We start from the raw sequence: 22606 nt of genomic DNA on the forward strand, positions 1-22606 counted from the left end.
GCAATATATTCTTTAACCGGCTACAAAAAAAGAAGCAGGGACACGGCCATAAGGGCCATCCCGGAGACCAGACCATAGATGGACATATGGTGCTCTCCGTATTCTTCAGCAGCCGGAAGCAGTTCATCCAGCGAGATAAAAACCATGATACCTGCAACTCCGGCAAAAACAACTCCGAATACGGTCTTGGACATGATCGGCATAAGCAGAAGATACCCGACGGCAGCCCCCACCGGTTCCGCAAGACCGGACAGAAAGGAATAGATAAAAGCCTTTTTCCTGTCCCCGGTGGCGTAATAAATGGGAACCGAAACAGCTATTCCTTCAGGAATATTGTGGATTGCTATGGCCACGGCAATGGCAACTCCCAGATGCGGATCGCTCAGTGCGGCGGTAAAAGTGGCCAGTCCCTCGGGAAAGTTGTGGATGCCGATGGCAAGAGCGGCCATGGTACCCATGCGGAGCAGCTTTTTTCTGCCGGCCTCGGAATCAAGTCCGTTGCCTATATCCGGCATCTCTCCGGACTCGAACGCGGCAGAAGCCCCGGCGGGGCTCAGTTCCTCGACACGGTGCATTTCATGCGGGTTTTCATAAGACGGAACCCACTTATCGATAAGGGCAATCAACCCAATTCCACCGAAAAAAGAGATTACCGAAACCCAGACCCCGGCAACGTCTCCGAGATCGGCCTGCAGGGCGACACGCGCCTTGACCATTATCTCCATGAAAGAAACATAAATCATGACCCCGGCAGAAAATCCCAGAGCAAGGGAAAGAAAACGGGTATTCGTTTTCTTGGCGAAAAAGGCCAGGGTCGAACCTATGCCGGTGGAAAGCCCGGCCAGCAGGGTCAATCCCAATGCAAACATTGCGTTCTCAGCGAACATCCCTATCTCCTATGCTGTTTTACCTTCCGGAACAGGACGGGAATCAGAATGAACAAGAACAGACAGCTGGGTAAATTCATGAATCTTTTTCCCCGGCAAATATTTTGAATTGCCTTATATTATCCTTTCCGCCAAGAACTCCGACAATATCCCCCGGTTCGAAACGGTAATCACCCTTAGGGTTGAGTTCGAAATCCTCACCGCGCAGGACACCGGTTACGGACACCCCTGTTACAGTGCGAATACGACTTCCGGCAAGAGATTTACCTACAATCTCGGCGCCGTCCTTGATCGTTACCCAATTGAGAGCTATGGATTCCGCTGCTCTGCTTAGCCGTGAAAGCTGGGCATACTTGGGATGGCTGAGCTCCACATCTGTCGTATACCTTTCCCTGCGCATGGAATCCATTACATTCTGTATTTCCGCCGGGGGCAGGGACAGCAGGAACAGGGTGTGGCGGACCATCTCCAGCCCGGTTTCGAATTCGGGCATGATGATATGGCGAACCCCAAGTGAATTTAGCACATCCAGATGTTCCGGGTTACGGGAAAGCGCGGTGACCGGTACATTCGGGGCTATACGGCGTATATTTTCTATCACTGCAGTTGAGCCATGTATTGAAGGTATGGTCATGAGCACACTGCTGGCCTTTGTTATTCCCGCCGCTTCCAGCACAATCTCCTGCGCGGCATCACCGTAGATAACGCATTCTCCTTTCTCTGCGGCCAGTTCCACCTTGTTGGAATTAAGTTCCACAACCATGTGCGGAACTCCCACTCCGGCCAGCGCTCCGGCCACATAAGATCCGAACCGCCCGAATCCGAGAATAACCACATGCCCTTCCAGCCCCTCTTCGGGGATGTTGACAGTCTGGAGAGGGTCCTCTTCCCTGTGACTGCGCAGAAATGAATATATCGGTTCTGTAAGGGATGCTGCGAACGGCGTAAGCAACATGGTCAGAATCCCCGTTCCCATGAAAAGCGGAAAATACTGCGAAGGAAAAGAACCGGAATCGGCTCCCTGCTGCAAAAGCAGGAAAGAGAGCTCGCCGACCTGAAACATGCCCAGTCCCAGCGCCAGCGGAATAACGTTACGGTAGCGGAATATCCAGGAAACCGCCCCGAAAACAATTCCCTTTCCCACAAGTATGGAGCAGGAAAGGAGTATTATTACCGGCAGATTGTGCCAGACATACATCGGGTCGATGAGCATTCCCACGGAAGCGAAAAAGACCATGCTGAAAATATCGCGCAGGGGCAGAATATCGCTCAGGGCCTGATAGGCGTAGCGGGATTCACTGAGCACCATCCCGGCAACAAAGGCCCCGAAGGCGAAAGAAAGCCCCAGCATGTGCGTTGCGTAGCCGATACCAAGACCGATGGCACTGCAGGTGAGCATGAACATTTCACGCGAGTTCCAGCCGGCTACAATTTTCATGATCCGCGGGATTATCCGTGTTCCCAACAGGAACATGGCTGCAAGAAACAGAAAAGTCTTGAGTCCGGCCATCCCCAGATCATCCAGGCCGAATTCCTCTGATCCGAGTTGAGGCATGATTATCAGCATGGGTACGATGGCAAGATCCTGCACAACCAGCATTCCGAGCATCACCCGGCTGGACAGCGTCCCGATAAGCCCCCGGCTTTCCAGTGTCTTAAGGACCACCATGGTACTGGACAGGGAAATGAACGCGCCGAACCAGATGGAAAGTCCGGTATCCCAGCCCATGAGCGTACCTGTCCCGTACCCTACAAGCATGGTCAGCACTATCTGGAGAGGGGTACCGATCAAGGCTACATGGCGGACAGGTTTCAGTTCATTGATGGAAAACTCGATACCCAGCGTGAAAAGGAGCAGGGCGACACCGATTTCCGCCAGCAGCTCGATATCGTGAACATCGGTAACGGTGACCCCTCCGGTGTGCGGGCCGACCAGTACACCGGCAATAATGTATCCGAGCAGAAGCGGCTGACGAAGCAGCCGGGCAATCATCCCGCCGAGCAGACCGGCAACGATAAGTATGACCAGATCAGAAGCAATTCCCACAACAATTCTCCATTCAGGTTAAGGAAGCACTGGTGAATTTTCCATTTAACGCGCTTCGCGCCTTTGACAATTTGATTTCGCCCCCGGCAGCCAAAGGCCCGTTAGCCCTTAGGCGAGAAGCTCACTTTGAGTCTTAGGGATATGGAGAGCAGAGATGTCCGCGCCCCTTCGGAATCCCTTATAGTTTAAAACGGCTGCATTGTAAGTAGCCTTTTAAATCCCAAAGGTCTGCTGAGCTAAAAAAATAACCATATCAGTATAGCTTTAATTCACGTTTCCCTAATCGCCCGGATTTTATACCCGCATCGGCAGAGTTGCAAGACGAACCGGCCGGATAACCGCTACTGACATAAAAAAGCCACTTCCGCCCGTTAAGGCCGAAGTGGCTTTCAATTGAGTCAAATGGACCTTATTCAGGCTGGATATTTTCGATAACAGAGTTGAGTTTAGCTGCCATTTCAGCAACTTCCTGCACGGCTCTGGCCGACTCGCTCATAACCTGCGATGTTTCAAGCGAAATCCTGCTGATATCTTCAGTAGCCCTGTTTATCTCCTCACTTGTCGCCGACTGCTGTTCGGCTGCGGCAGCAATGGCCTGAACCTGGTCGGAAGCATTTATTACAAGCTGAACAATCTCCGATAGAGTCTGGCCGGATTCATTTGCCAGCTCGCTGCTGCGAAGGGCCGATCCTGCCGCATCCTCTGTGGCCGAAATGTTCTGCCTTGTCATATCCTGAATCTTGCTGATGGCATTGCCCACTTCTCCGGTTGCGGACATGGTGTTCTCAGCCAGTTTGCGGACTTCATCCGCCACAACGGCGAAACCCCTGCCTGCTTCACCGGCTCTGGCGGCCTCGATTGCCGCGTTCAGTGCCAGCAGGTTGGTCTGGTCTGCAATGTCGTTGATAACACTCAGGACATTTCCAATGGCCGAGGCCTCTACACCGAGTTGTTCCATGGAATGTTTCAAACCGTCCGCCTGAATCCGGACACCGTCGGCAGCTTCAATCATCTGCTGCACGACCTTAGCGCCGTCTTCAGCCATGCGCCGGGCATTGTTTGCATCCTCGGAAGCGGTCCCCGCATTTCTGGCAACCTCAAGCACGGTGGCATTCATTTCCTCCATTGCCGTGGACGTTTCCGCAACCCGGTCCCGCTGTTCCTGAGCGCCCATATTGGACTGCTCAATCTGGGCGGAAAGCTCTTCCGCCGCGCTGGACAGATTTCCGGAAATGCTCTCTGCCTCGGCCGCAGCATCGGTAATCCGCTCATTCTGCTGCGATATTTTCTGGGCCTGCATTCTTATCTCAGTCATGTCTATCAGGATAGTGATGGCACCGAGAAGGTTTCCGTCCACATCAAAAAACGGTGTGGCCGACATGGCTATCCTCTTCGGTGTCCCTTTCAGGGTGGTGTAATCAACCTCTTTTTCTAACCTGGTATTCTCGGCCAACGCCTTTTCGGACTGTGTTTCCTTGGAGGGATCTCCCATGAAGAACTCACCGGCGGTAAGCCCGATGACGCTGTCCGGGGACAGATTGGATTCGATAAGATCGCATGCATACTGGTTTGCCCATATTATCTTTTTGTCCGGGCCGATAATGGAGCATGGAATGGTCAACCCGTTGAGGACTCCTTCTGAAAATCCAAGTTTGACTTTCAACTCTTCGACCATCGCCTGAATCTGCGCGGAAAGGGCACTGAATTCGTAACGGAAAGTTCCGTCAAGCTCGGCCTTGAGATTTCCGGAAGCAATCTCCGTGGAATAGTCGAGTATATTGCCTATGGGCCTCAGGACCAGTTTGCGCAACAGAACGAACATAACCCCGCTCAGGAAAATTACAACCAGAACTCCCCCGATTATGAGTACATTACGCTGGTATGTTGCCGCAGCGGTCAGATCGTCCATATATGCACTTATGACTACCACCCATCCGGTATTGGGATAGGTTTTGAACTGCATATATTTTTTCCTTCCGTTCCACTCGTACTCAACTCCACCGTTTTTTTGTTCCAAAGCAATTCTGGCAAAGTCATATTTAGAAATATCCTGAAGATACAGACTCTTGTCTGTTGCATGAGCTATGACAGCCCCTCTGCTGTCAAGCATGAAACTGTAGCCGTCCTTTCCAATCCTGACAGGATCTATAAAAGAAGAAGTATAACGCTCCCATTTAGGGAAAATTCCGACCCCGCCGACTATGTTTCCTGCCGCATCGCGCACGGCACAGGCTATGGCGAAAATAAGAATTCCTCCGCCGCTCTTCGAAATCAGAATATTATCGGAAATATAAAAATCAGTTCCTGAAAGTACTTTTTTGACATATCCGCGAGAAGACCTGTCAGCCCCGGCCATATTGCTTCCCTTGGCATTGTACCCGGCCACCACCTTGCCGTTACGGTCAAAAATAAACGCAGCCCAGTAATCCTTGGACGAATCCATAAGAGATTTGAAAAGCCCGTCTATCGGAAGGATATTTCCGAGTTGAAGGGCTTCTCTGGCAGGCTGGCCTGCGGCAATCAGTTTTGCCACATCCGAGGTCTGCCCCATGTACAGATCAAGGGCACTGAGAGATTCATTAGCGATGTTTTCCATGGCATTTTTCTGTTCCTTGAAAACAGCAGTATATGTGCTCATGGATACCCACCACACGCATAATGATATGGTCAGGGTGATTAAAATAAATACAACCACCGCAATAACCGTATTGATACTCTTGACTTTCATCTACAGTCTTCCCCCCAAAGTTGACGTTATAGGGAACAGCACCACTTTTCCAACCCTGACAAAATCCGTAGCACAAACAGTGGACTAAAGACAATAAAACCATAGTAACTATTTCAGTTACAAACTGATGTTCAGAACTGTTTCCCAGAATGGATGCTCAAAAGTGACAACTGCGTATGTCATTGCCTGCCGACCGATTTTCTGCCAAAAGGGGGACATCCCGAAACGAACATCCCTGAACGAGGTATAAAATGAGTAATGAACCTGATAAGATCATATATTCGATGGTCCGAGTCAGTAAATTTTATGACAAGAAACCTATCCTGAAGGATATTTCACTATCCTATTTTTACGGCGCCAAAATAGGCGTGCTGGGCCTGAACGGGTCCGGTAAAAGTTCACTCCTGAAAATCCTGGCCGGAGTCGATGACCGGTTTGAAGGCGAAACACACATTTCTCCCGGATATACAATCGGATATCTGGAACAGGAACCGCTGGTGGATGAAACCCGCACTGTACGCGAAGTTGTCGAGGAAGGAGTTTCCGAGGTCGCGGCGCTGGTAAACGAATTCAACGAAATAAACGCAAAATTCGCCGAACCGATGGAACCGGAAGAAATGGACGCCCTGCTTGAACGTCAGGCTCAGGTTCAGGAAAAAATGGACGCCTGTGGAGCATGGGACCTGGACTCCCGTCTTGAAATGGCCATGGACGCCCTGCGCTGCCCTCCGGCCGACACCCCTGTTTCAGTAATCTCCGGCGGTGAAAAACGCCGTGTAGCGCTTTGCCGTCTGCTGCTGCAGGAGCCGGATATCCTGCTCCTTGATGAACCTACCAACCACCTTGACGCCGAATCCGTAGCCTGGCTGGAACGTCACCTGCAGAGCTATGCCGGCACCATCATAGCCGTTACCCATGACCGCTATTTTCTGGACAATGTGGCGGGCTGGATTCTGGAACTGGACCGAGGCCGCGGAATCCCCTGGAAAGGCAACTACTCCTCCTGGCTGGAACAGAAGGAAAAAAGACTCTCCAACGAAGCCAAGGCTGACGACAAAAGGCGCAAGACCCTGGCCCGCGAACTGGAATGGATCAGAATGTCGCCCAAGGGCAGGCACGCCAAGAGCAAGGCCCGCATCAAGGCATACGAAGATCTGGCAAACCAGAGCAACGATCAATACTCCAAGGAGCTCGAACTCTATATCCCGCCGGGACCGCGACTCGGAAAACAGGTTATCGAGCTGCGCAACGTACGCAAGCAGGCTGGCGACAAGATACTCCTTGAGGACGCAAGCTTCATGGTTCCTGCCGGAGCCATCGTAGGCATTATCGGTCCCAACGGTGCGGGTAAAACCACCATGTTCAAGATGATCTCCGGTCAGGAAAAACCTGATGGTGGAGAGGTTCTCGTGGGTGAAACAGTAAAGGTGACCCATGTGGACCAGCACCGCGATGCACTGGACCCCGAAAAGACCGTTTACGAAGTCATTTCCGGGGGTAACGAATTTGTGAAACTGGGCGACCGTGAGATAAACGCACGGGCCTACGTCGGCAAATTCAACCTGACCGGTTCCGAGCAGCAGAAAAAATGCAAGGTCCTTTCCGGTGGTGAACGAAACCGCGTACACCTGGCCCTCATGCTTCAGGAAGGAGGAAACGTACTGCTTCTTGACGAACCGACCAACGACCTTGACGTCAACACCATGCGCGCTCTTGAAGAAGGATTGAACAACTTCGGAGGATGCGTACTGGTAATTTCCCATGACCGCTGGTTCCTCGACCGCATAGCCACACATATTCTGGCTTTTGAAGGAGATTCTTCCACATACTGGTTTGAAGGCTCCTACTCCGAATACGAAGAAGACCGCCGCAAAAGACTGGGCAAGGACGCAGATCAGCCGCATCGCATCAAATACCGCAAGCTGACCAGATAGATCAGCTTTGCAAAGCATAACAATAAAAAAAGGGAAACGATGTTTTTATCGCTTCCCTTTTTTATTACGAAACAGATTATATTACCTTTATCCGGCAATGCTGATTCGATTTACCAGAAAATTTTGTTGCCATGCAGCACACATGGTGCAGTTGGAACACAAAAGCCGAGGGAGGAATTGAGCCCCCAACACCCATATGAAATCTATGGACATCCTCCGCATTCCAGAACCCGCAACTGCACAGGACAAACCTGATTGCGGCCGCGCTGTTTGGCCCGGTAAAGCTGGGCATCTGCCTCCTGCAGCAGTATTGAGAAATCTTCGTGTCCTCTAAGCTCGGCAGCACCGATGCTCACCGAAACGCCGAACCTTGCCCCTGCTGCCTCAAATTCGGTTTCGCAGACTTTTTCCCGTAACCTTTCGGCGGCTTTCATGGCCTGGTGCAGCCCGGACTGCGGAAGAATTATCACAAACTCCTCTCCACCGAGACGCCCGATAAAATCAACGGACCGTAAAACGCTCCTGCACCGACTGGCGGTCTCGCGAAGAACTTCATCCCCGGCGTGATGGCCATAATCGTCATTCACTTTTTTGAAATAATCTATATCCATCATCAAAACGGACATTCGATTGTTGTAGCGCCGCGATGTCTTGAACACGGTATTTCCTGCCTCAAGAACCCGTCTCCGGCTGCATACTCCGGTAAGCTCGTCATATTCGACAAGTCTCTTCAATTCCTCGTGGGCATGAAATTCCCTGCGCAGTGAAAGACCGAATGAATACACGAAAAATGCGCCGAAACCGTTGGCGAGAAAAAAATAAAGTGAGGAGTTGATAAAGGAGCCGCTCGGAACAGGGACAACAGAACTTAAGGAGGCAAGATAAAACGCAGACCCGCAGATGCCCGCTATAAGAGAAGGAAAAAGCCGGGGAGGAAGAATCATGTAGTAGGCCAGGACCATGAACACCGCAGACGGAACACTCAGAGATCCGACATCGGCAAATTTGAACACAAGCTCACGGGATTCAAGCGCAAGAAAAAGAAACATGCATACGGACATGGCCGCATACTGCACACGCAGCCGCACCTTATCCGCCAGCAGCAGAAGCAACGCGACAATACTGAAAGAACATCCGCCCGCACGTGTTGCCAGCATCGCGGCAAACCTAGGCCCCTGACCGAATTCATGAAAATCGGCACCGATGCCAATCAGGTAAGCAGCTATTGTGAATGAATAGAGAAATAAAAGCCTTATCCTCACCCATGGCCACTTGGCTCGCTGAAAGGCTTGCTCGGTTACCCGATCACTGAATTCTCCCGACCAACTGTATACTCCCACTTCCGACCCCTTCTTAGAAAAGCAGGTCGCTTGTTTAACGACCCTGAAAACTCAAGTCAAGCCGGGCCGGAGGATGCTAAAATATAAAAACGAAAGAAATCTACAGGAGTGAACAGGGATTGGCGAAATCTGTATACTGCAATCAAAATAAATCAGAACAAAACTTCACGGACAACACCGTTTACCAAATTTGCAGTCAACTTAATATCGGCGCCGGAACATCCCGTAACAGTCGCGGACCACGTTTCATCCATGTCGCAGCCTGATTTTGCATAATTTTCCAAAATCCATTCAAAACGTGAAATGGACTTCATTTTGGAAAAATATTTTTTTAGATCATCGGGAGACACTCCACCCAGACCGCAACAGGACCGACATAAAAATAATGAAGAACAGACAACCCTTGCGTCAACAACAGCAGGGAACAAACTTTCCATTTCTGCGCCGATGATAGACTGGTGAAGAGCTCCCGGCTTGCAAAAAAAATATTCGGCCAAAGGGGCTCCATTTTCAGTCATTACGTACCTGAATAATTTTGCCGGTGCGATGTGGCCGAAAAAATCAATTTCAAGATGTTTCTGCCCGACTTCGAAATCCAGAGCCAGAACAGGGAGTCTGCCACGTTCCTGAACAATATCGAGCCCTGAAAAAACAAGGAGATCTCCGCAGCAGGGGACTTCCTGGGGTGCATCACCATGAAGATTTTCACCCTGAACGAGTGCCAGAAAATGGAGAGAGGCTTTTTCAATACCCCCAGGAGAAAAATCAACTGCCGACACGGCCACACCTTTAAAGTTATATTATCACCAACATACAGGTACAGAAAAAGGAAACACGGAATCTGCATACACCCTTTCGGGCAGATCGACAATCCGACCGAAGAACACCGGGGTCGCGAACGTGATAAACCGGAGCAGACCGCTACTTGTTCTTTTCGCAGGGAACCCTGCCGCTTTTTCCACGAACTATCATCAGCCCCTTATTAAATATGTCCGCACATCTTCTCCCTATGGAATCACGGCTGAAGGCAATATAGAGCTCATTGACTCCGAAATTTGTACCTGAAACAACAAGTTCTTCTTTGACCGCGCTGACTGCCGGAGACATCTCGGCCAGGTACCGAAAAACATAGGGATCAATAACCGCACCTTCTACCCTTCCTGCCGCAACTTTCAAAACATTGCTTTCATCATAAGAAGCATAATCAGCCAGAATTGTTCCGTTGGCCACGGCTACATCCAGAGCAGGAGTATTAACATATCCGGACACAAAACCGATCCTGTGCCCTGCCAGTGAATCTACTCCGTCCCACTTCAGCATATTGTCCCTGCGCGTGACCAGAGACACGGGACTGCAATTGAATGATTTGGAAAAAATAAACTTTTCTGCCCGACCGGGAGAGTAATACTCCGGGAAATATCCTGCAACCTGTCGGCCTTTCTCCGCCATGCGCATGGCCCGTTTCCAAGGAACAAAGACAATCTTCAATTCGTAGCCCATGGCGGCAAAAGCTGCACGGACAAGTTTTGCACTTTCGCCCTCGCCCTCAAGATTCCTGCCTGTATACGGAGGCCAGTCAATGGAGGCAAGAGATATGGTTTTTCCTGCATACGCGAAGGCAGGCAGACACAAACAAAGCACCTGCAGGAAAAGGAATATTTTAAGAATACGGGGCAGGAACATAAAAACTCCGGAACAACCATCGGATATTGTCAGACTCTCGTATTTTCAATCACAATACTGAGGAATGGACTCCTCCTGTCAAAATACAAACTACTTCGAAATACCGTTATTACGCAATGTGTAAATACTGATCGAAACAGTGAGCAGTTACCGACATAATTTCGACCATACCCACTGATTTCATCCAGTCAACAACACGCCGGAATTGTCATGAAATCGTTACACGGACGAGAATTGAAAAGGGTACAGGTCGGCGACCAAAAAGCTGTTGGCTTCGGACTATGAAAAAGTTATTCAGCCCTTCACGCCATTCCAAACACATATGAGGACCGACAGGCATGGATAGAATTCTTACTCTGAAACAATTTCAGGATCTCGCCCGGGAAATCATTTCACTCGAACCTTATGTTGAGGTCGTCGATGAATGCTTCCAAATGGGTAACGAGGATAGGGGCATTGAAAAAGAAGCCTGGGTAAAGGGTTTTTCCAGACACGCAAAACCGGGTTATGAAATTACTTTTGACTGGATAGCCAGAGGAAATCTGGACGGTTATCTCATTGATATGTTTGATTTCACGATTGAGCCATTCACCCGTGGTGAATATACCCCGGTATTCAAAGGGGCTGTAGTCCTGGACGATTACAAGGAACCCTTTGAAGGCCATGAGGTAGCAGCCAAGATAATGGAACTTGTCAGCCACGAAGAGTGGACAAAATGGATAGTCGATTGCCTCCCCGAACCCAGAATGCTGGTCCAGACAGACTGACAGGTAAATATTCGGTGAAACGGCTGCGCCTTTCCGCTCTCTCCCGTTTACAAAAAACTCCGTAACTGCTACCTGTTGCATCATGGAAAAAGCAAAATCGAACAGTAAAACACTCCAGTGCACAGCTTTCATGATGCTGGCCTTATTCTTTGCTTTTTTCCCATGCATTCCGCTCCATGCACAGGAACCGGTCCAGAATCCGGAACAGGTATCGAATCAGACTTTTCCCATCGCAGATCCTTACAAGGCCACCATTTTCGGAACACCGCCGAAACTTATTCACCGCTTTGAACATCCGGCAGACACGTCCGAGTGTGAAATTGTTGTCGAGAACAGGAGAATTCCGGACGTATTCTGGTATAACGACGCCTTTTACTACACCACGGCCATGCAGGAAGAGGAGGCTCCGCTTGTATTCATCATTGCCGGAACAGGATCGGAACACGACTCCGTAAAGATGAAATTTCTGACCCAGCTTTTCTATGAGGCCGGGTTCCATGTCGTTGCCCTTTCCTCCCCCACGCACATGAATTTTGTTGTCGGAATCTCGGAGTATGCCGCGCCGGGATATGTTCCTTATGACGTGGAAGACCTTTACCGTGTTATGAAATGGATCAAGGCCGACCTTGAAGGTGTGTACAAGATCAAAAGCTGGAACGTGACCGGCTACAGCCTCGGAGCAATGCACTCGGCATTTGTAGCCAGGCTTGACGAGGACCGCCACGACTTCCGGTTCCGCCGCGTGCTGATGATCAACCCGCCGGTAAACCTGTACACGTCCGCCCTGCGCTTTGACTCCTGGCTCAGCCCGGAAAATCTGGGCACAAAGACTCCGCGGCAGGTCATTGACGAACTGATTGAGGCCTTTTCCGAAATTTACGTGAATACCAGTGTCGTGGACCTGGATGACAACTTTCTCTACGACCTCTCACACCACACCAATTTTTCCAACATGGACCTGCGGGCAATCATTGCGGTATCTTTCCGCATGAGCTCGGCAAGTATGATATTCTGCTCGGACGTCTGCCTTAACGCCGGTTACATAGTCCCGGTGAACAAGAGCCTGACCACGGGAGACAATCTGATGCCGTATCTGCGCACGGCTGCGGCCATATCATTTGCCGACTATATTGACGAATATCTTCTGCCCTACCTGCAGTTCAACACCCCCGGAACCACAAAGGGGGATCTCGTAAAGCGTTGCGATCTCCACTCCATCCGCGACTACCTTGCAGAAAACAAGAAAATTATGGTTCTCGGCAACGATGACGACATAATCCTGAGTGAAGCCGATCTTAAATTCATACGGGAAACCTTCGGGGACCGCGCGGTTCTTTTCCATCACGGCGGACACTGCGGCAACCTCATGTTCAAGCCGTTCGCCCTCAAGGCGCAGGAGATGCTCAAACAATGAACAGAATCTCCCACGCCGTAATTTTTGCTGCCATGCTCCTGCTCATCGCCGGGTGCGCGACAATCAGCAAGACCGACCCGGATCTGGCATTGGCTCCCAAAGGATTCATCGCCCCTGTATCGAGAGCAGACAACGCAGGAAAAGAAGCCGACCTGGATTTCCTTGAGGTCCACGACCCCCTTGGGACGATGAACAGGTATATCTACTCCTTCAACGCCGAATTCGACCGCACCATATATCTTCCTGCGGTAGGCATTTATACCATGGTACTGCCTTCACCAGTTCGCAAGGGAGTCAGCAATGCCATAAACAATCTGAACGAAGTAAAATCGTTCACCAACGGGATATTGCAGGCCAGTGGAGAGAGAACTTTTACAGCTTTGTCCAGATTTGTGATCAACTCGTCCATAGGACTGCTCGGAATTATGGATATCGCGAAAGATATGGGGCTGCCCAGCAAGGAAACCGGGTTTGCCGATACACTGGGCGTTTGGGGTGTGCCTCCGGGACAGTATCTCGTGTTGCCGCTGCTGGGACCGTCCAATGTAAGGGACACAGTCGGCTGGACCGGTGACTTTGCACTGCTCTGGTATGAAATGAACTGGGTCTATGATCTGGCCGGAATTGAGGAAGGCAGAACCGCGATAGGCATAGGTGAAGCCACCATACGCGGACTCAATCTGCGCGCCAATGTGCCTTTCCGTTACTACCAGACAGGTTCCCCGTTCGAGTATGATCTCATCCGCTTCCTCTATACCACCAAAAGAGAGCTGGATCTCAAAAAGCTCGAATACGGAAAGGAATTCGGGGGCAAACCTTACATGAAAAAACATTTCGAAACTCCGAAGGAAGCAGAATCCGGACAATACCCCGTCGATTAGGGAACACGCTTCGAAAATTCAGAGCTAACGACGTCTTCCTGAACATTATACGCACACCCCTACAAAACAAACACAATCTTTCTTTAATAAACCTTTTTTTGTTTACAATCCGTACAATTGACACATTTTGAATATCCATCACCCCCGATAAAACGGAATTACTCCATGGGCTGGAGACGGTTATTGATTGAAAAATCAAGTTTTATTTTTTATAAAACCACAATGTTTACAATATATTAAACCATAAAGCTTGATTATAGTTAATTGCCGGGTTGACCTTTATTCCCCGGAAAGGTAATAAGACTCCCGTGACTGACAGTAACGGATACGTGACTGTTGAAACGATTCGGCTCCGAAAGGTTGACAGTCAACCCCGACGAAACGAAAGCGAAACCGACACAAATTGAACTGATTCATGGCAAAGGAAAGAAAATTACCGAAGCACAAGGGCGTATACATCCTGCCCAACCTCCTCACCGTGGCGAGCCTTTTCTGTGGCTTTCTCTCGATGAACTGGGTTGTGGAAGGCCAATACGAAATGAGTGCTGTGGCCATTCTGGTGAGCTGTCTGTTTGACGGTCTCGACGGAAAGGTGGCCCGGTTGACCGGAACAAGCAGCGAATTCGGCGTTCAGCTGGATTCACTTGCTGATGTGGTCGCTTTCGGTGTTACTCCCGCGTTCATGATCTACCAATGGCAACTGCACCAGTTCGGCAGACTCGGCATGCTCGCAGCCTTTCTGCTGGTGGCCTGCGGAGCGCTCAGACTCGCACGTTTCAATGTTCAGGCCGCAACCACCTCCAAGGCCCATTTCATCGGGTTGCCCATTCCCGCGGCAGGTTGCACACTGGCTACTCTGATACTGTTCCGCCCCTTTATCCCCGAAGGCATCGCCCAGGCAGTGTTGCCCATGTTCACACTGATCCTGGTCTATTGTCTCGCATTTCTCATGGTGAGCACTGTTCGTTACAACTCCTTCAAAGAAGTTGGAATGTTCAAGGCCCATCCCTTCAGCGCCATGGTAACCGTCATTGCCCTTTTCGCAATGGTTGCCTCTCAACCCAAGTTCCTGGGTTTCATTATTTTTGCCGGATATATTATTTCCGGCCCTATTTACACTGTTTTCTTTCTATCCCGCAGAAGCAGTAAGCTACTAGGAAAGTCCTCTAAAGAATTGTCATAAGCTCTTAAGCAAGTTTTCACAACTTTCTTGCAGCTTATGCGCTAACATAATTCTTTTGGGGACGGTAATTCTCGGTAGTTTAGGCAGAATCAAGTTACTTTACCTTGTATAATGGTATATCATGCAGAAGTTTCATCCTTCTGCGGGAATTTCATAGGAGTATAAATCATGTCCGATAAAGTCTTTATTTTCGATACAACCCTGCGTGATGGAGAACAGTCCCCCGGTGCAACCATGAACATGGGCGAAAAAATCACCATGGCACGGCAACTGGAAAAACTCGGTGTGGACATCATTGAAGCCGGATTTCCCGCCGCAAGTCAGGGTGATTTCGAGGCCGTTAAGAAAATAGCCCAGTCCGTTGGCGATATTCAGGTCGCAGGACTGTGCAGGGCTCTCACCGCGGATATCGACAGAGCCTACGAAGCGGTAAAATATGCGAAAAACCCCAGAATCCATACATTCATCGCCACATCCGATATCCATATGAAGCACAAATTCAACAAGGAACCGGATCAGATTCTGGAAATGGCCCGCAAGGCCGTGCGCCACGCAGCTTCGCTGACCCCCAATGTTGAATTTTCCGCCGAAGACGCATCCCGCTCCCGCTGGGACTTTCTGGCCCAGATTGTTGAAGCTGTAATTGACGAGGGTGCCACCACCATCAACATTCCCGACACAGTCGGCTATGCCCAGCCCGAAGAATTCGGACGGTTGATCGAATATCTGCTCAAAAACGTTCCCAACAGCAGCAAGGCCATATTCAGTGTCCACTGCCACAACGACCTCGGTCTGGCCGTGGCCAACACCCTCTCGGCCATCAAGGCCGGAGCAAGACAGGCTGAAGTGACCCTCTCCGGTATAGGTGAACGCGCAGGAAACGCGGCTCTGGAAGAAGTGATCATGGCCCTGCACACCCGCAAAGACTACTATGATCTGGAAACTTCCATTATTACCGAGCAGCTCTTCCCGTCCTGCCGCAGACTGGCTTCCACCATCGGACAGCCCATATCTCCGTACAAGGCAATTGTAGGAGCCAACGCATTTGCCCATGAATCCGGAATCCATCAGGACGGCATGCTCAAGAACCGCCAGACCTATGAGATCATGACCCCTGAATCCATCGGCAAAAAGGGAACCTCCATCGTCATCGGCAAGCATTCCGGCCGCAACGCTCTGGGTAGCAAGCTCCGCGAAATGGGCTATGAGCTCGATGAAGAGCAGATCGCACGCGTATTTGCAGCAGTGAAAGCACTGGCCGACAAAAAAGAGGAAATTTTCGACGAGGACGTGGAAGCGCTGGTGCTTGAAGAAGCCTATCGTATCCACGACCTGTACCGGGTAAAGGAACTCTCGGTATTCTCCGGCACCGCAGGTGTTTCACCGCACGCGGCTATAGTTCTGGAGAACTTCAGCAAGGATAAGGAAAACCCGGAAACCATCCAGGAAGTAGGATTCGGAGACGGTCCCATCAACGCGGTGTTCTCAACCATCAACAAGATGGTCGGCAGAACCCCGAACCTGGAACTTTATTCCGTAAACGCAGTCACCGGCGGTTCCGACGCGCAGGGTGCTGTAATGGTACACATAACCGACAACGGTGTGAAATCAATCGGGCGAGGCTCTGACGAAGATATCATAGTCGCCAGCGCCAAGGCCTACATCAATGCCATAAACAGGGTTGAACGCATGAAACAGGAGAAACAGAATGCCTAAAACATTAGCTGAAAAAATCTTGCAGGCGCATACCGACGAAACAGTAAAAGAAGCGGGCCAGATTGTCCGCTGCAACGTATCTCTCGTACTGGCCAACGATATTACCGCCCCCCTTGCCATCAAATCCTTCCGGGCCATGGGCGCCGATCAGGTTTTCGACAAGGATAAGGTTGCTCTCGTCTGCGACCACTTTACTCCCAACAAGGACATCGACTCCGCAGAACAGGTCAAGGTCGTACGCGAGTTTGCGCATGAAAAAGAGATTACCCACTACTACGAAGGCGGGGATGTAGGTGTTGAGCACGCCCTCCTGCCCGAGCTTGGTCTGGTCGGCCCCGGTGACATCGTCATCGGCGCGGACTCGCATACCTGCACCTACGGCGGGCTCGGAGCTTTCGCAACCGGCATGGGCTCCACTGATATCGCCGGCGGCATGGCCCTCGGTGAGACCTGGTTCAAGGTTCCGCCCACGGTCAAGGTCGAAATAGAAGGCACTCCCGGTAAATACGTAGGTGCCAAAGACTACATCCTCAACCTTATCGGCACCATCGGTGTTTCCGGCGCTCTCTACAAGGCACTGGAATTCAGCGGTTCCGTTGTTGACAACATGTCCATTGAAGGCCGCATGACCATCGCCAACATGGCCATTGAAGCAGGCGGCAAGGTCGGCCTGTTCCCCGTGGACGCCAAGACCCTCGAATACTGCAAGGCCGCGGGCCGCACCGGAGACGTAGAACTCCGTCCCGATGAAGGCGCAACCTACGAACGCGTTGTCAAAATCGATGTTACCGGCATGAAACCGCAGATCGCCTGTCCGCACCTGCCGGAAAACGTAAAGCCCGTTGATGAAGTCAGGAACATGAAAATCCATCAGTCGGTGATCGGCTCCTGTACCAACGGCCGCATTTCCGACCTGCGCGAAGCCGCCGCAGTGCTCAAAGGCCGCAAGGTGAACAAGAATGTCCGCCTCATCGTCCTGCCCGCTACCCCGAGCATCTGGAAACAGGCTCTCAGAGAAGGACTCATCGAAACCTTCATGGAAGCCGGAGCCATTGTCGGCCCCGCAACCTGCGGTCCCTGTCTGGGCGGCCACATGGGTATCCTGGCCGGCGGCGAAAGGGCTATCGCGACCACGAACCGCAACTTCAAGGGCCGCATGGGCAGCCTGGAAAGTGAAGTGTTCCTCTCCGGCCCCGCTGTTGCAGCCGCATCAGCCATTGCCGGTGAAATCTGCGACCCCGAAGCCCTGTAGCGTTAACCGATTTCAAGCTTCCAAGCCGGAGTCGCAAGGCTCCGCAGGAGAATTAGAATATGACTATCAAAGGTACTGCCCACAGAGTCGGGGCGCACATAGACACGGACGCCATCATCCCCGCACGTTTTCTGGTTACCACCGACCCGGACGAACTGGGTGCCAACTGCATGGAAGGCCTTGAAGAAGGCTGGATCAAACGGGTAAACAAAAACGACGTCATGGTGGCCGATGAAAACTTCGGTTGCGGTTCCTCCCGCGAACACGCCCCCATTTCCATCCTCGGAGCAGGAATCCCGGTCGTTGTAGCCAAGAGCTTCGCCCGTATCTTTTACCGCAACGGCTTCAACATGGGACTCATCCTGCTTGAAGTCGGCGATGATTTCGCCAAACTCGGCGACGGCGACCAACTCGAAGTCGATGCCGAGAAGGGCCTGATCAAAAACCTGACCACAGGCGTAGAAATCACCTGCGCCCCTGTTCCGCCTTTCATGAAAGGCATTCTGGACTGCGGCGGCCTGGTCGAATACGTCAAGGCCCGTCTGTCCAAATAAGCCGCCGGAACACGGTTTACATGTAATCATCCCGCGCACGGCACCGCTTTGCGCGGGAAAAATATAATCAAATCACAGGATAATAAAATGAAAATATGCGTAATGCCCGGTGACGGTATCGGACCGGAAATCATAGCTCAGGGAATCAAAGTCCTTGAGGTTATCGGCGAAAAATTCGGACACAAATTCGAAACCACCGAAGCCCTCATCGGCGGTGCAGCAATTGACGCCACCGGCGGCCCCCTGCCCGAGGAAACAGTAAAAGCCTGCAAGGAATCCGACGCAGTACTGCTCGGTGCTGTAGGCGGCCCGCAGTGGGATACCATCGATCCCTCCATCCGTCCTGAAAAAGGTCTGCTCGGCATCCGCAAGGCGCTCTCCCTTTTCGCCAACCTGCGCCCCGCCGCCCTCTTTCCCCAGCTCAAGGACGCCTGCTTCCTGCGCCCTGATATCGTTGCCAAAGGCATTGATGTCATGGTCGTGCGCGAACTGACCGGCGGCATCTACTTCGGTGAACCCCGCGGCACCAAGGAAGAAAACGGCGAGCGCATGGGCTACAACACCATGGTATACTACGAACACGAAGTAAAACGCATAGCCAAGCTCGCATTCGAAGCAGCCCGCAAACGCAACAAACGTCTCTGCTCCGTAGACAAGGCCAACGTTCTCGACGTTTCCCGCGTATGGCGCGAAATCGTCATCGAAGTATCCAAGGACTACCCGGACGTAGAACTCAGCCACATGTATGTGGATAACGCCGCCATGCAGCTTGTTCGCGATCCTTCCCAGTTTGACGTGATCGTAACCGGCAACCTCTTCGGCGACATCCTTTCCGATGAAGCCGCAGTCATCACCGGTTCCATCGGCATGCTGCCCTCCGCATCCCTTGGCGAATCCAACCCCGGTCTCTACGAACCCATCCACGGTTCCGCTCCGGACATCGCCGGACAGGACAAGGCCAACCCCCTGGCAACCATCCTCTCCATCGCCATGATGCTGCGTTACTCCTTCAACATGACCGCCGAAGCAGACTGCATTGAAAAAGCAGTAGAAAAAACCCTTTCCGATGGGCTGCGTACCGGCGACATCATGGATGAAGGTGGAAAGCTCGTAGGCTGCAAGGCCATGGGTGAAGCCGTTATCAACAATCTCTAATTTTTGTACTGCGCCGGGAGTTCTGCGGAACTCCCGGTTTTTTCTGTTTGCTCAGCCCGCACGTCCTTAAAAAAATCAGCTTTACCACAACCCCTCTCCGCACAAATTCTCCACCACTATTCAGTACGAAGCCATCTAAAAATTACACCTGATTCGATTGTGGATGGCAATTCCTAACACGGTTATGGAATTAAAACGCGCCGTAAAGCCCTCCATTTCGGGCTTATTTTGAGCCCTTACGAAACACACTTTTAAATAAATAGCTGTAAAAACATATTTATTTTTTTTGGAATCCTTTATGCATAGTTAATTGAAAATAACTATTAATTTCATGGAGGACGCCATGCGTATTGCAGTTAGTGCAAACAGTTTCAATATTGACGGTCCCCTCGAACCTCGCTTCGGCAGGGCCGGAGGGTTTATAATTTATGATACCGACACCGGAGAATTTTCATTTATTGAAAACTCGGCCAACAGCCAGTTGGCTCAGGGTGCAGGTATCCAGACCGCTCAGATGCTCTCTGAAAACGGCGTAAACAAGGTAATCTCCGGTTCCTTCGGACCGAAGGCCTCACAGGCGCTGAATCAGGGCGGCATACAGATGGTTGAAGTTTCCGGTGGAACAGTACGGGAACTGGCCGAACAGTATGCCGAAAACGGAAATGTCACCTCATCCTCGCAGCCGGCAGGCCAGGGCATGGCCCCCGGTTCCATGCGAGCATCCGGCACCGGAACAGGTTGCAGGCGCATGGGCGGCACCGGCCGCGGCATGGGCATGGGAGGAGGAAGAGGCATGGGCGGCGGACGCGGTGGCGGCGGAGGTCGCGGAATGGGCGGACGCGGACGCGGACAGTTTTAACTGAACATGAACAGACGTGAATGACAGGCTGCTCATGAGCCGCAAAGTAGGGCCGGTATCGCCTTCAACGGAGGAAAAAGGACTCCGACGATACCGGTCTGATGCTCATGGAGTGATCTGCAGTGTACGGCAGTCCGGATTCACGAAAAAACAGGAGGCTGTTAATGACGAAAATCGGGATAATTCGCTGTGAAAAAAACGAGCGCAAGTGCCCGCTGACCAGTTGCATAAAATGTCACGATGAACAATTGCAGGGATTTGGCGGCTACGATGAATGTTCACTGGCCGGAGTCTTCACCTGCCGTTGCCCAGGAGACGATTTCACTGACATGGTCAGAATAATGAAGGCCAAAGGAGCCGAGGCTGTACATGTAGTCACCTGCACTTTCTCCGGTAAACAGGATGGAAGCTGGAAGCTCGGCAACGGATTCTGCGACGGCATTGACGATCTTGCCGAAAAAGCGGCTACAGAAACAGGCATTCCGGTTATAAAGGGAACGGCACATCTTCCCGAAGGTTATTCGGTGGAAACCTTCAAATAATCACCCCCGCAAATATATATTGCTCCCTGTGCAGCACTGAACTATAGCTTTTTGAGGAGTCAGTTCCCGGCATATCTCCATGCCGGGTTTTGGCTCTTTGTTTATTTCCAGTCCACCCCTTCCTGCTTCATATTTTTTTTATCAGGGAACAGTTCATTATGTCCGAAATTCTGCCCGATGGCCCCCACTCATTTGAAAAAAATCCTAACAAAACCCTGCTGACACTTGCCGTACCGGTCCTTTTTTCCATGATCGCCGAACCGCTGACCGGGCTTGTGGACACGGCCTTCGTTTCCCGGCTGGGTGCCGAAGCGCTGGCCGCGCTGGGTATCGGAACAATGGTTTTTTCGTCCATATTCTGGGTATTCGGTTTTCTGGGAGTAGGAACCCAGACCGAAGTATCCCATGCTCTGGGAAAGGGTGACACGGAAAGATCGTCTTCTTTCTGCTGGCTGGCGGTAAAGATATCCGCCGTGCTGGGTCTCCTGCTGGCGATTTTCGGTTTTCCGGTCCTCAGTTTCATATCCGGAATGATGGGAGGATCAGGACCGGTGCGGGAACTGTCCGTGGATTACATGTCCTACCGTCTTCTGGGCGCTCCGGCCGTACTGGTAGTCCTGTCCTGTTTCGGAGCCATGCGCGGTTTTCAGGACATGCGCTCGCCGCTATGGGTTGCGGTCGGCATGAACGCCATCAACGTGCCGCTGGACTGGATGCTGGTCTTCGGCATCGGCCCTTTTCCGGAAATGGGCGTCGGCGGGGCTGCTCTGGCAAGCGCCATAAGCCAGTGGATAGGAGCAGTATGGGCGCTGCTGGTAGTCAGAAAACATTACGGGGTCAGCCTCGGATTCAATCTGGCTGACGCCCGCAGGCTGTTTGTCATCGGCGGCGACATGTTTGTCAGAACCGGCTGCGTATGTCTGTTCCTGCTGCTGTGCACCAGATTCGCCACTAGAGCCGGAGCGGATTCCGGTGCGGCGCATCAGGCAATCAGGCAGTTTTTCGTTTTTCTGGCCCTATTTCTGGACGCCTTTGCCATCAGCGGACAATCTCTGGTGGGATACTTCATAGGCAGTGCGGACCGTGTATCTGCCAGAAAAGTGGCTGCACTGGTCTGTAAATGGAGCTTCTGGACCGGAGCGGTTCTTTCCGTAGCCATGTTCCTCGGCCAGCAGCAGGTGGTCTGGATGCTGGTCCCGGAAGAAGCGGCCATGGTTTTCGCCCCTGCATGGGTTGCGGTTACTATTCTCCAGCCCGTAAACGCGCTTTCGTTTGCCACGGACGGAATCCATCTGGGCACAGGAGATTTCCGCTATCTGCGCAACGCAATGCTCATAGCAGTGCTGATAAGCTCCGCAGCCCTTTTTGTTGTGGACTTCATCCACCCGGACCGCATGCTTTTCTGGATATGGGTGGTAACCGGTCTGTGGACAACACTCCGGGCGCTGCTGGGAATGATCCGCATCTGGCCCGGAATCGGAGACGGGCCTCTCGCCCTGCATGAATAAGCTCCTTCATGACCGCTTGAGCGGCCATCAACCTGCGGCACTCAAAGAGCTTGCGGACAACAGGTTTTTTCCAGTACATGAACTCTGTTTGCGATGAAATAAGTTCTTCGTAAACATGGCGGTTATTGTCCCTCAGGGGAAAAGACACATGGAGTC

18 protein-coding genes are annotated in these 22606 nt (G+C 51.6%); 12 read left to right on the plus strand and 6 right to left on the minus strand.

The annotated features are described in order from the left end of the window. Positions 1–20: 20 nt before the first annotated feature. The 3 genes from zupT to ACKU4E_RS09080 form a co-directional block, all read right to left on the minus strand. The gene (gene zupT / locus ACKU4E_RS09070; RefSeq protein WP_320170751.1) at positions 21–887 is read right to left on the minus strand and encodes a zinc transporter ZupT; all 867 of its coding nucleotides are present in this window, start codon (positions 885–887) and stop codon (positions 21–23) included. Positions 888–963: 76 nt separating this feature from the next. Further along, a complete protein-coding gene (locus tag ACKU4E_RS09075) occupies positions 964–2934 on the minus strand; it encodes a cation:proton antiporter (protein ID WP_320170752.1) in 1971 nt (656 codons plus the stop codon). A 409-nt stretch (positions 2935–3343) separates the two neighbouring features. Further along, positions 3344–5662: a methyl-accepting chemotaxis protein gene (locus ACKU4E_RS09080; protein ID WP_320170753.1), complete on the minus strand. Its 2319-nt coding sequence runs from the start codon at positions 5660–5662 to the stop codon at positions 3344–3346. A 251-nt stretch (positions 5663–5913) separates the two neighbouring features. On the opposite strand from ACKU4E_RS09080, the gene ettA reads away from it, so the two are divergent. Next, a complete protein-coding gene (gene ettA, locus ACKU4E_RS09085) occupies positions 5914–7596 on the plus strand; it encodes an energy-dependent translational throttle protein EttA (protein ID WP_320170754.1) in 1683 nt (560 codons plus the stop codon). A gap of 203 nt (positions 7597–7799) precedes the next feature. On the opposite strand, the gene ACKU4E_RS09090 is transcribed toward ettA, so the two are convergent. From ACKU4E_RS09090 to ACKU4E_RS09100, 3 genes are all read right to left on the minus strand, one after another. Next, positions 7800–8936, minus strand: coding sequence for a GGDEF domain-containing protein (locus ACKU4E_RS09090; RefSeq protein WP_320170755.1), 1137 nt, complete (start codon positions 8934–8936; stop codon positions 7800–7802). Between the two features lie 152 nt (positions 8937–9088). Further along, the gene (locus tag ACKU4E_RS09095) at positions 9089–9715 is read right to left on the minus strand and encodes a hypothetical protein (protein WP_320170756.1); all 627 of its coding nucleotides are present in this window, start codon (positions 9713–9715) and stop codon (positions 9089–9091) included. Positions 9716–9857: 142 nt separating this feature from the next. Next, positions 9858–10619 carry a transporter substrate-binding domain-containing protein gene (locus ACKU4E_RS09100; protein WP_320170757.1) on the minus strand — a complete coding sequence of 254 codons (762 nt, stop codon included), beginning with the start codon at positions 10617–10619 and terminating at the stop codon, positions 9858–9860. Between the two features lie 338 nt (positions 10620–10957). Between ACKU4E_RS09100 and ACKU4E_RS09105 the strand changes: the two genes are divergently transcribed. The 11 genes from ACKU4E_RS09105 (at position 10958) to ACKU4E_RS09155 (ending at position 22450) form a co-directional block, all read left to right on the plus strand. Next, positions 10958–11386: a hypothetical protein gene (locus ACKU4E_RS09105; RefSeq protein ID WP_320170758.1), complete on the plus strand. Its 429-nt coding sequence runs from the start codon at positions 10958–10960 to the stop codon at positions 11384–11386. 82 nt (positions 11387–11468) lie between these two features. Continuing rightward, a complete protein-coding gene (locus ACKU4E_RS09110) occupies positions 11469–12800 on the plus strand; it encodes an alpha/beta fold hydrolase (protein WP_320170759.1) in 1332 nt (443 codons plus the stop codon). After that, positions 12797–13681 carry a VacJ family lipoprotein gene (locus tag ACKU4E_RS09115; RefSeq protein WP_320170760.1) on the plus strand — a complete coding sequence of 295 codons (885 nt, stop codon included), beginning with the start codon at positions 12797–12799 and terminating at the stop codon, positions 13679–13681. Before ACKU4E_RS09110 ends, ACKU4E_RS09115 begins: the two co-directional genes overlap by 4 nt. A 415-nt stretch (positions 13682–14096) precedes the next feature. Further along, positions 14097–14864 carry a CDP-diacylglycerol--serine O-phosphatidyltransferase gene (pssA, locus tag ACKU4E_RS09120; protein WP_320170761.1) on the plus strand — a complete coding sequence of 256 codons (768 nt, stop codon included), beginning with the start codon at positions 14097–14099 and terminating at the stop codon, positions 14862–14864. A 168-nt stretch (positions 14865–15032) separates the two neighbouring features. Continuing rightward, positions 15033–16580, plus strand: a complete 1548-nt coding sequence (locus ACKU4E_RS09125) for a 2-isopropylmalate synthase (RefSeq protein WP_320170762.1) — start codon at positions 15033–15035, stop codon at positions 16578–16580. Next, positions 16573–17832: a 3-isopropylmalate dehydratase large subunit gene (leuC, locus tag ACKU4E_RS09130; RefSeq protein ID WP_320170763.1), complete on the plus strand. Its 1260-nt coding sequence runs from the start codon at positions 16573–16575 to the stop codon at positions 17830–17832. Before ACKU4E_RS09125 ends, leuC begins: the two co-directional genes overlap by 8 nt. 59 nt (positions 17833–17891) lie before the next feature. Further along, positions 17892–18386: a 3-isopropylmalate dehydratase small subunit gene (gene leuD / locus ACKU4E_RS09135; protein ID WP_320170764.1), complete on the plus strand. Its 495-nt coding sequence runs from the start codon at positions 17892–17894 to the stop codon at positions 18384–18386. A gap of 87 nt (positions 18387–18473) precedes the next feature. After that, positions 18474–19541, plus strand: coding sequence for a 3-isopropylmalate dehydrogenase (gene leuB, locus ACKU4E_RS09140; protein WP_320170765.1), 1068 nt, complete (start codon positions 18474–18476; stop codon positions 19539–19541). Positions 19542–19884: 343 nt separating this feature from the next. Beyond that, positions 19885–20400, plus strand: a complete 516-nt coding sequence (locus tag ACKU4E_RS09145) for a NifB/NifX family molybdenum-iron cluster-binding protein (RefSeq protein ID WP_320170766.1) — start codon at positions 19885–19887, stop codon at positions 20398–20400. Between the two features lie 164 nt (positions 20401–20564). Next, positions 20565–20942 (plus strand): CGGC domain-containing protein, encoded by a 378-nt coding sequence (locus ACKU4E_RS09150; RefSeq protein ID WP_320170767.1) that lies wholly within the window; start codon positions 20565–20567, stop codon positions 20940–20942. Positions 20943–21100: 158 nt separating this feature from the next. Continuing rightward, positions 21101–22450: an MATE family efflux transporter gene (locus tag ACKU4E_RS09155; RefSeq protein WP_320170768.1), complete on the plus strand. Its 1350-nt coding sequence runs from the start codon at positions 21101–21103 to the stop codon at positions 22448–22450. Positions 22451–22606 lie beyond the last annotated feature (156 nt).

This window comes from Maridesulfovibrio sp., assembly GCF_963677005.1.
Lineage (GTDB): Bacteria > Desulfobacterota > Desulfovibrionia > Desulfovibrionales > Desulfovibrionaceae > Maridesulfovibrio.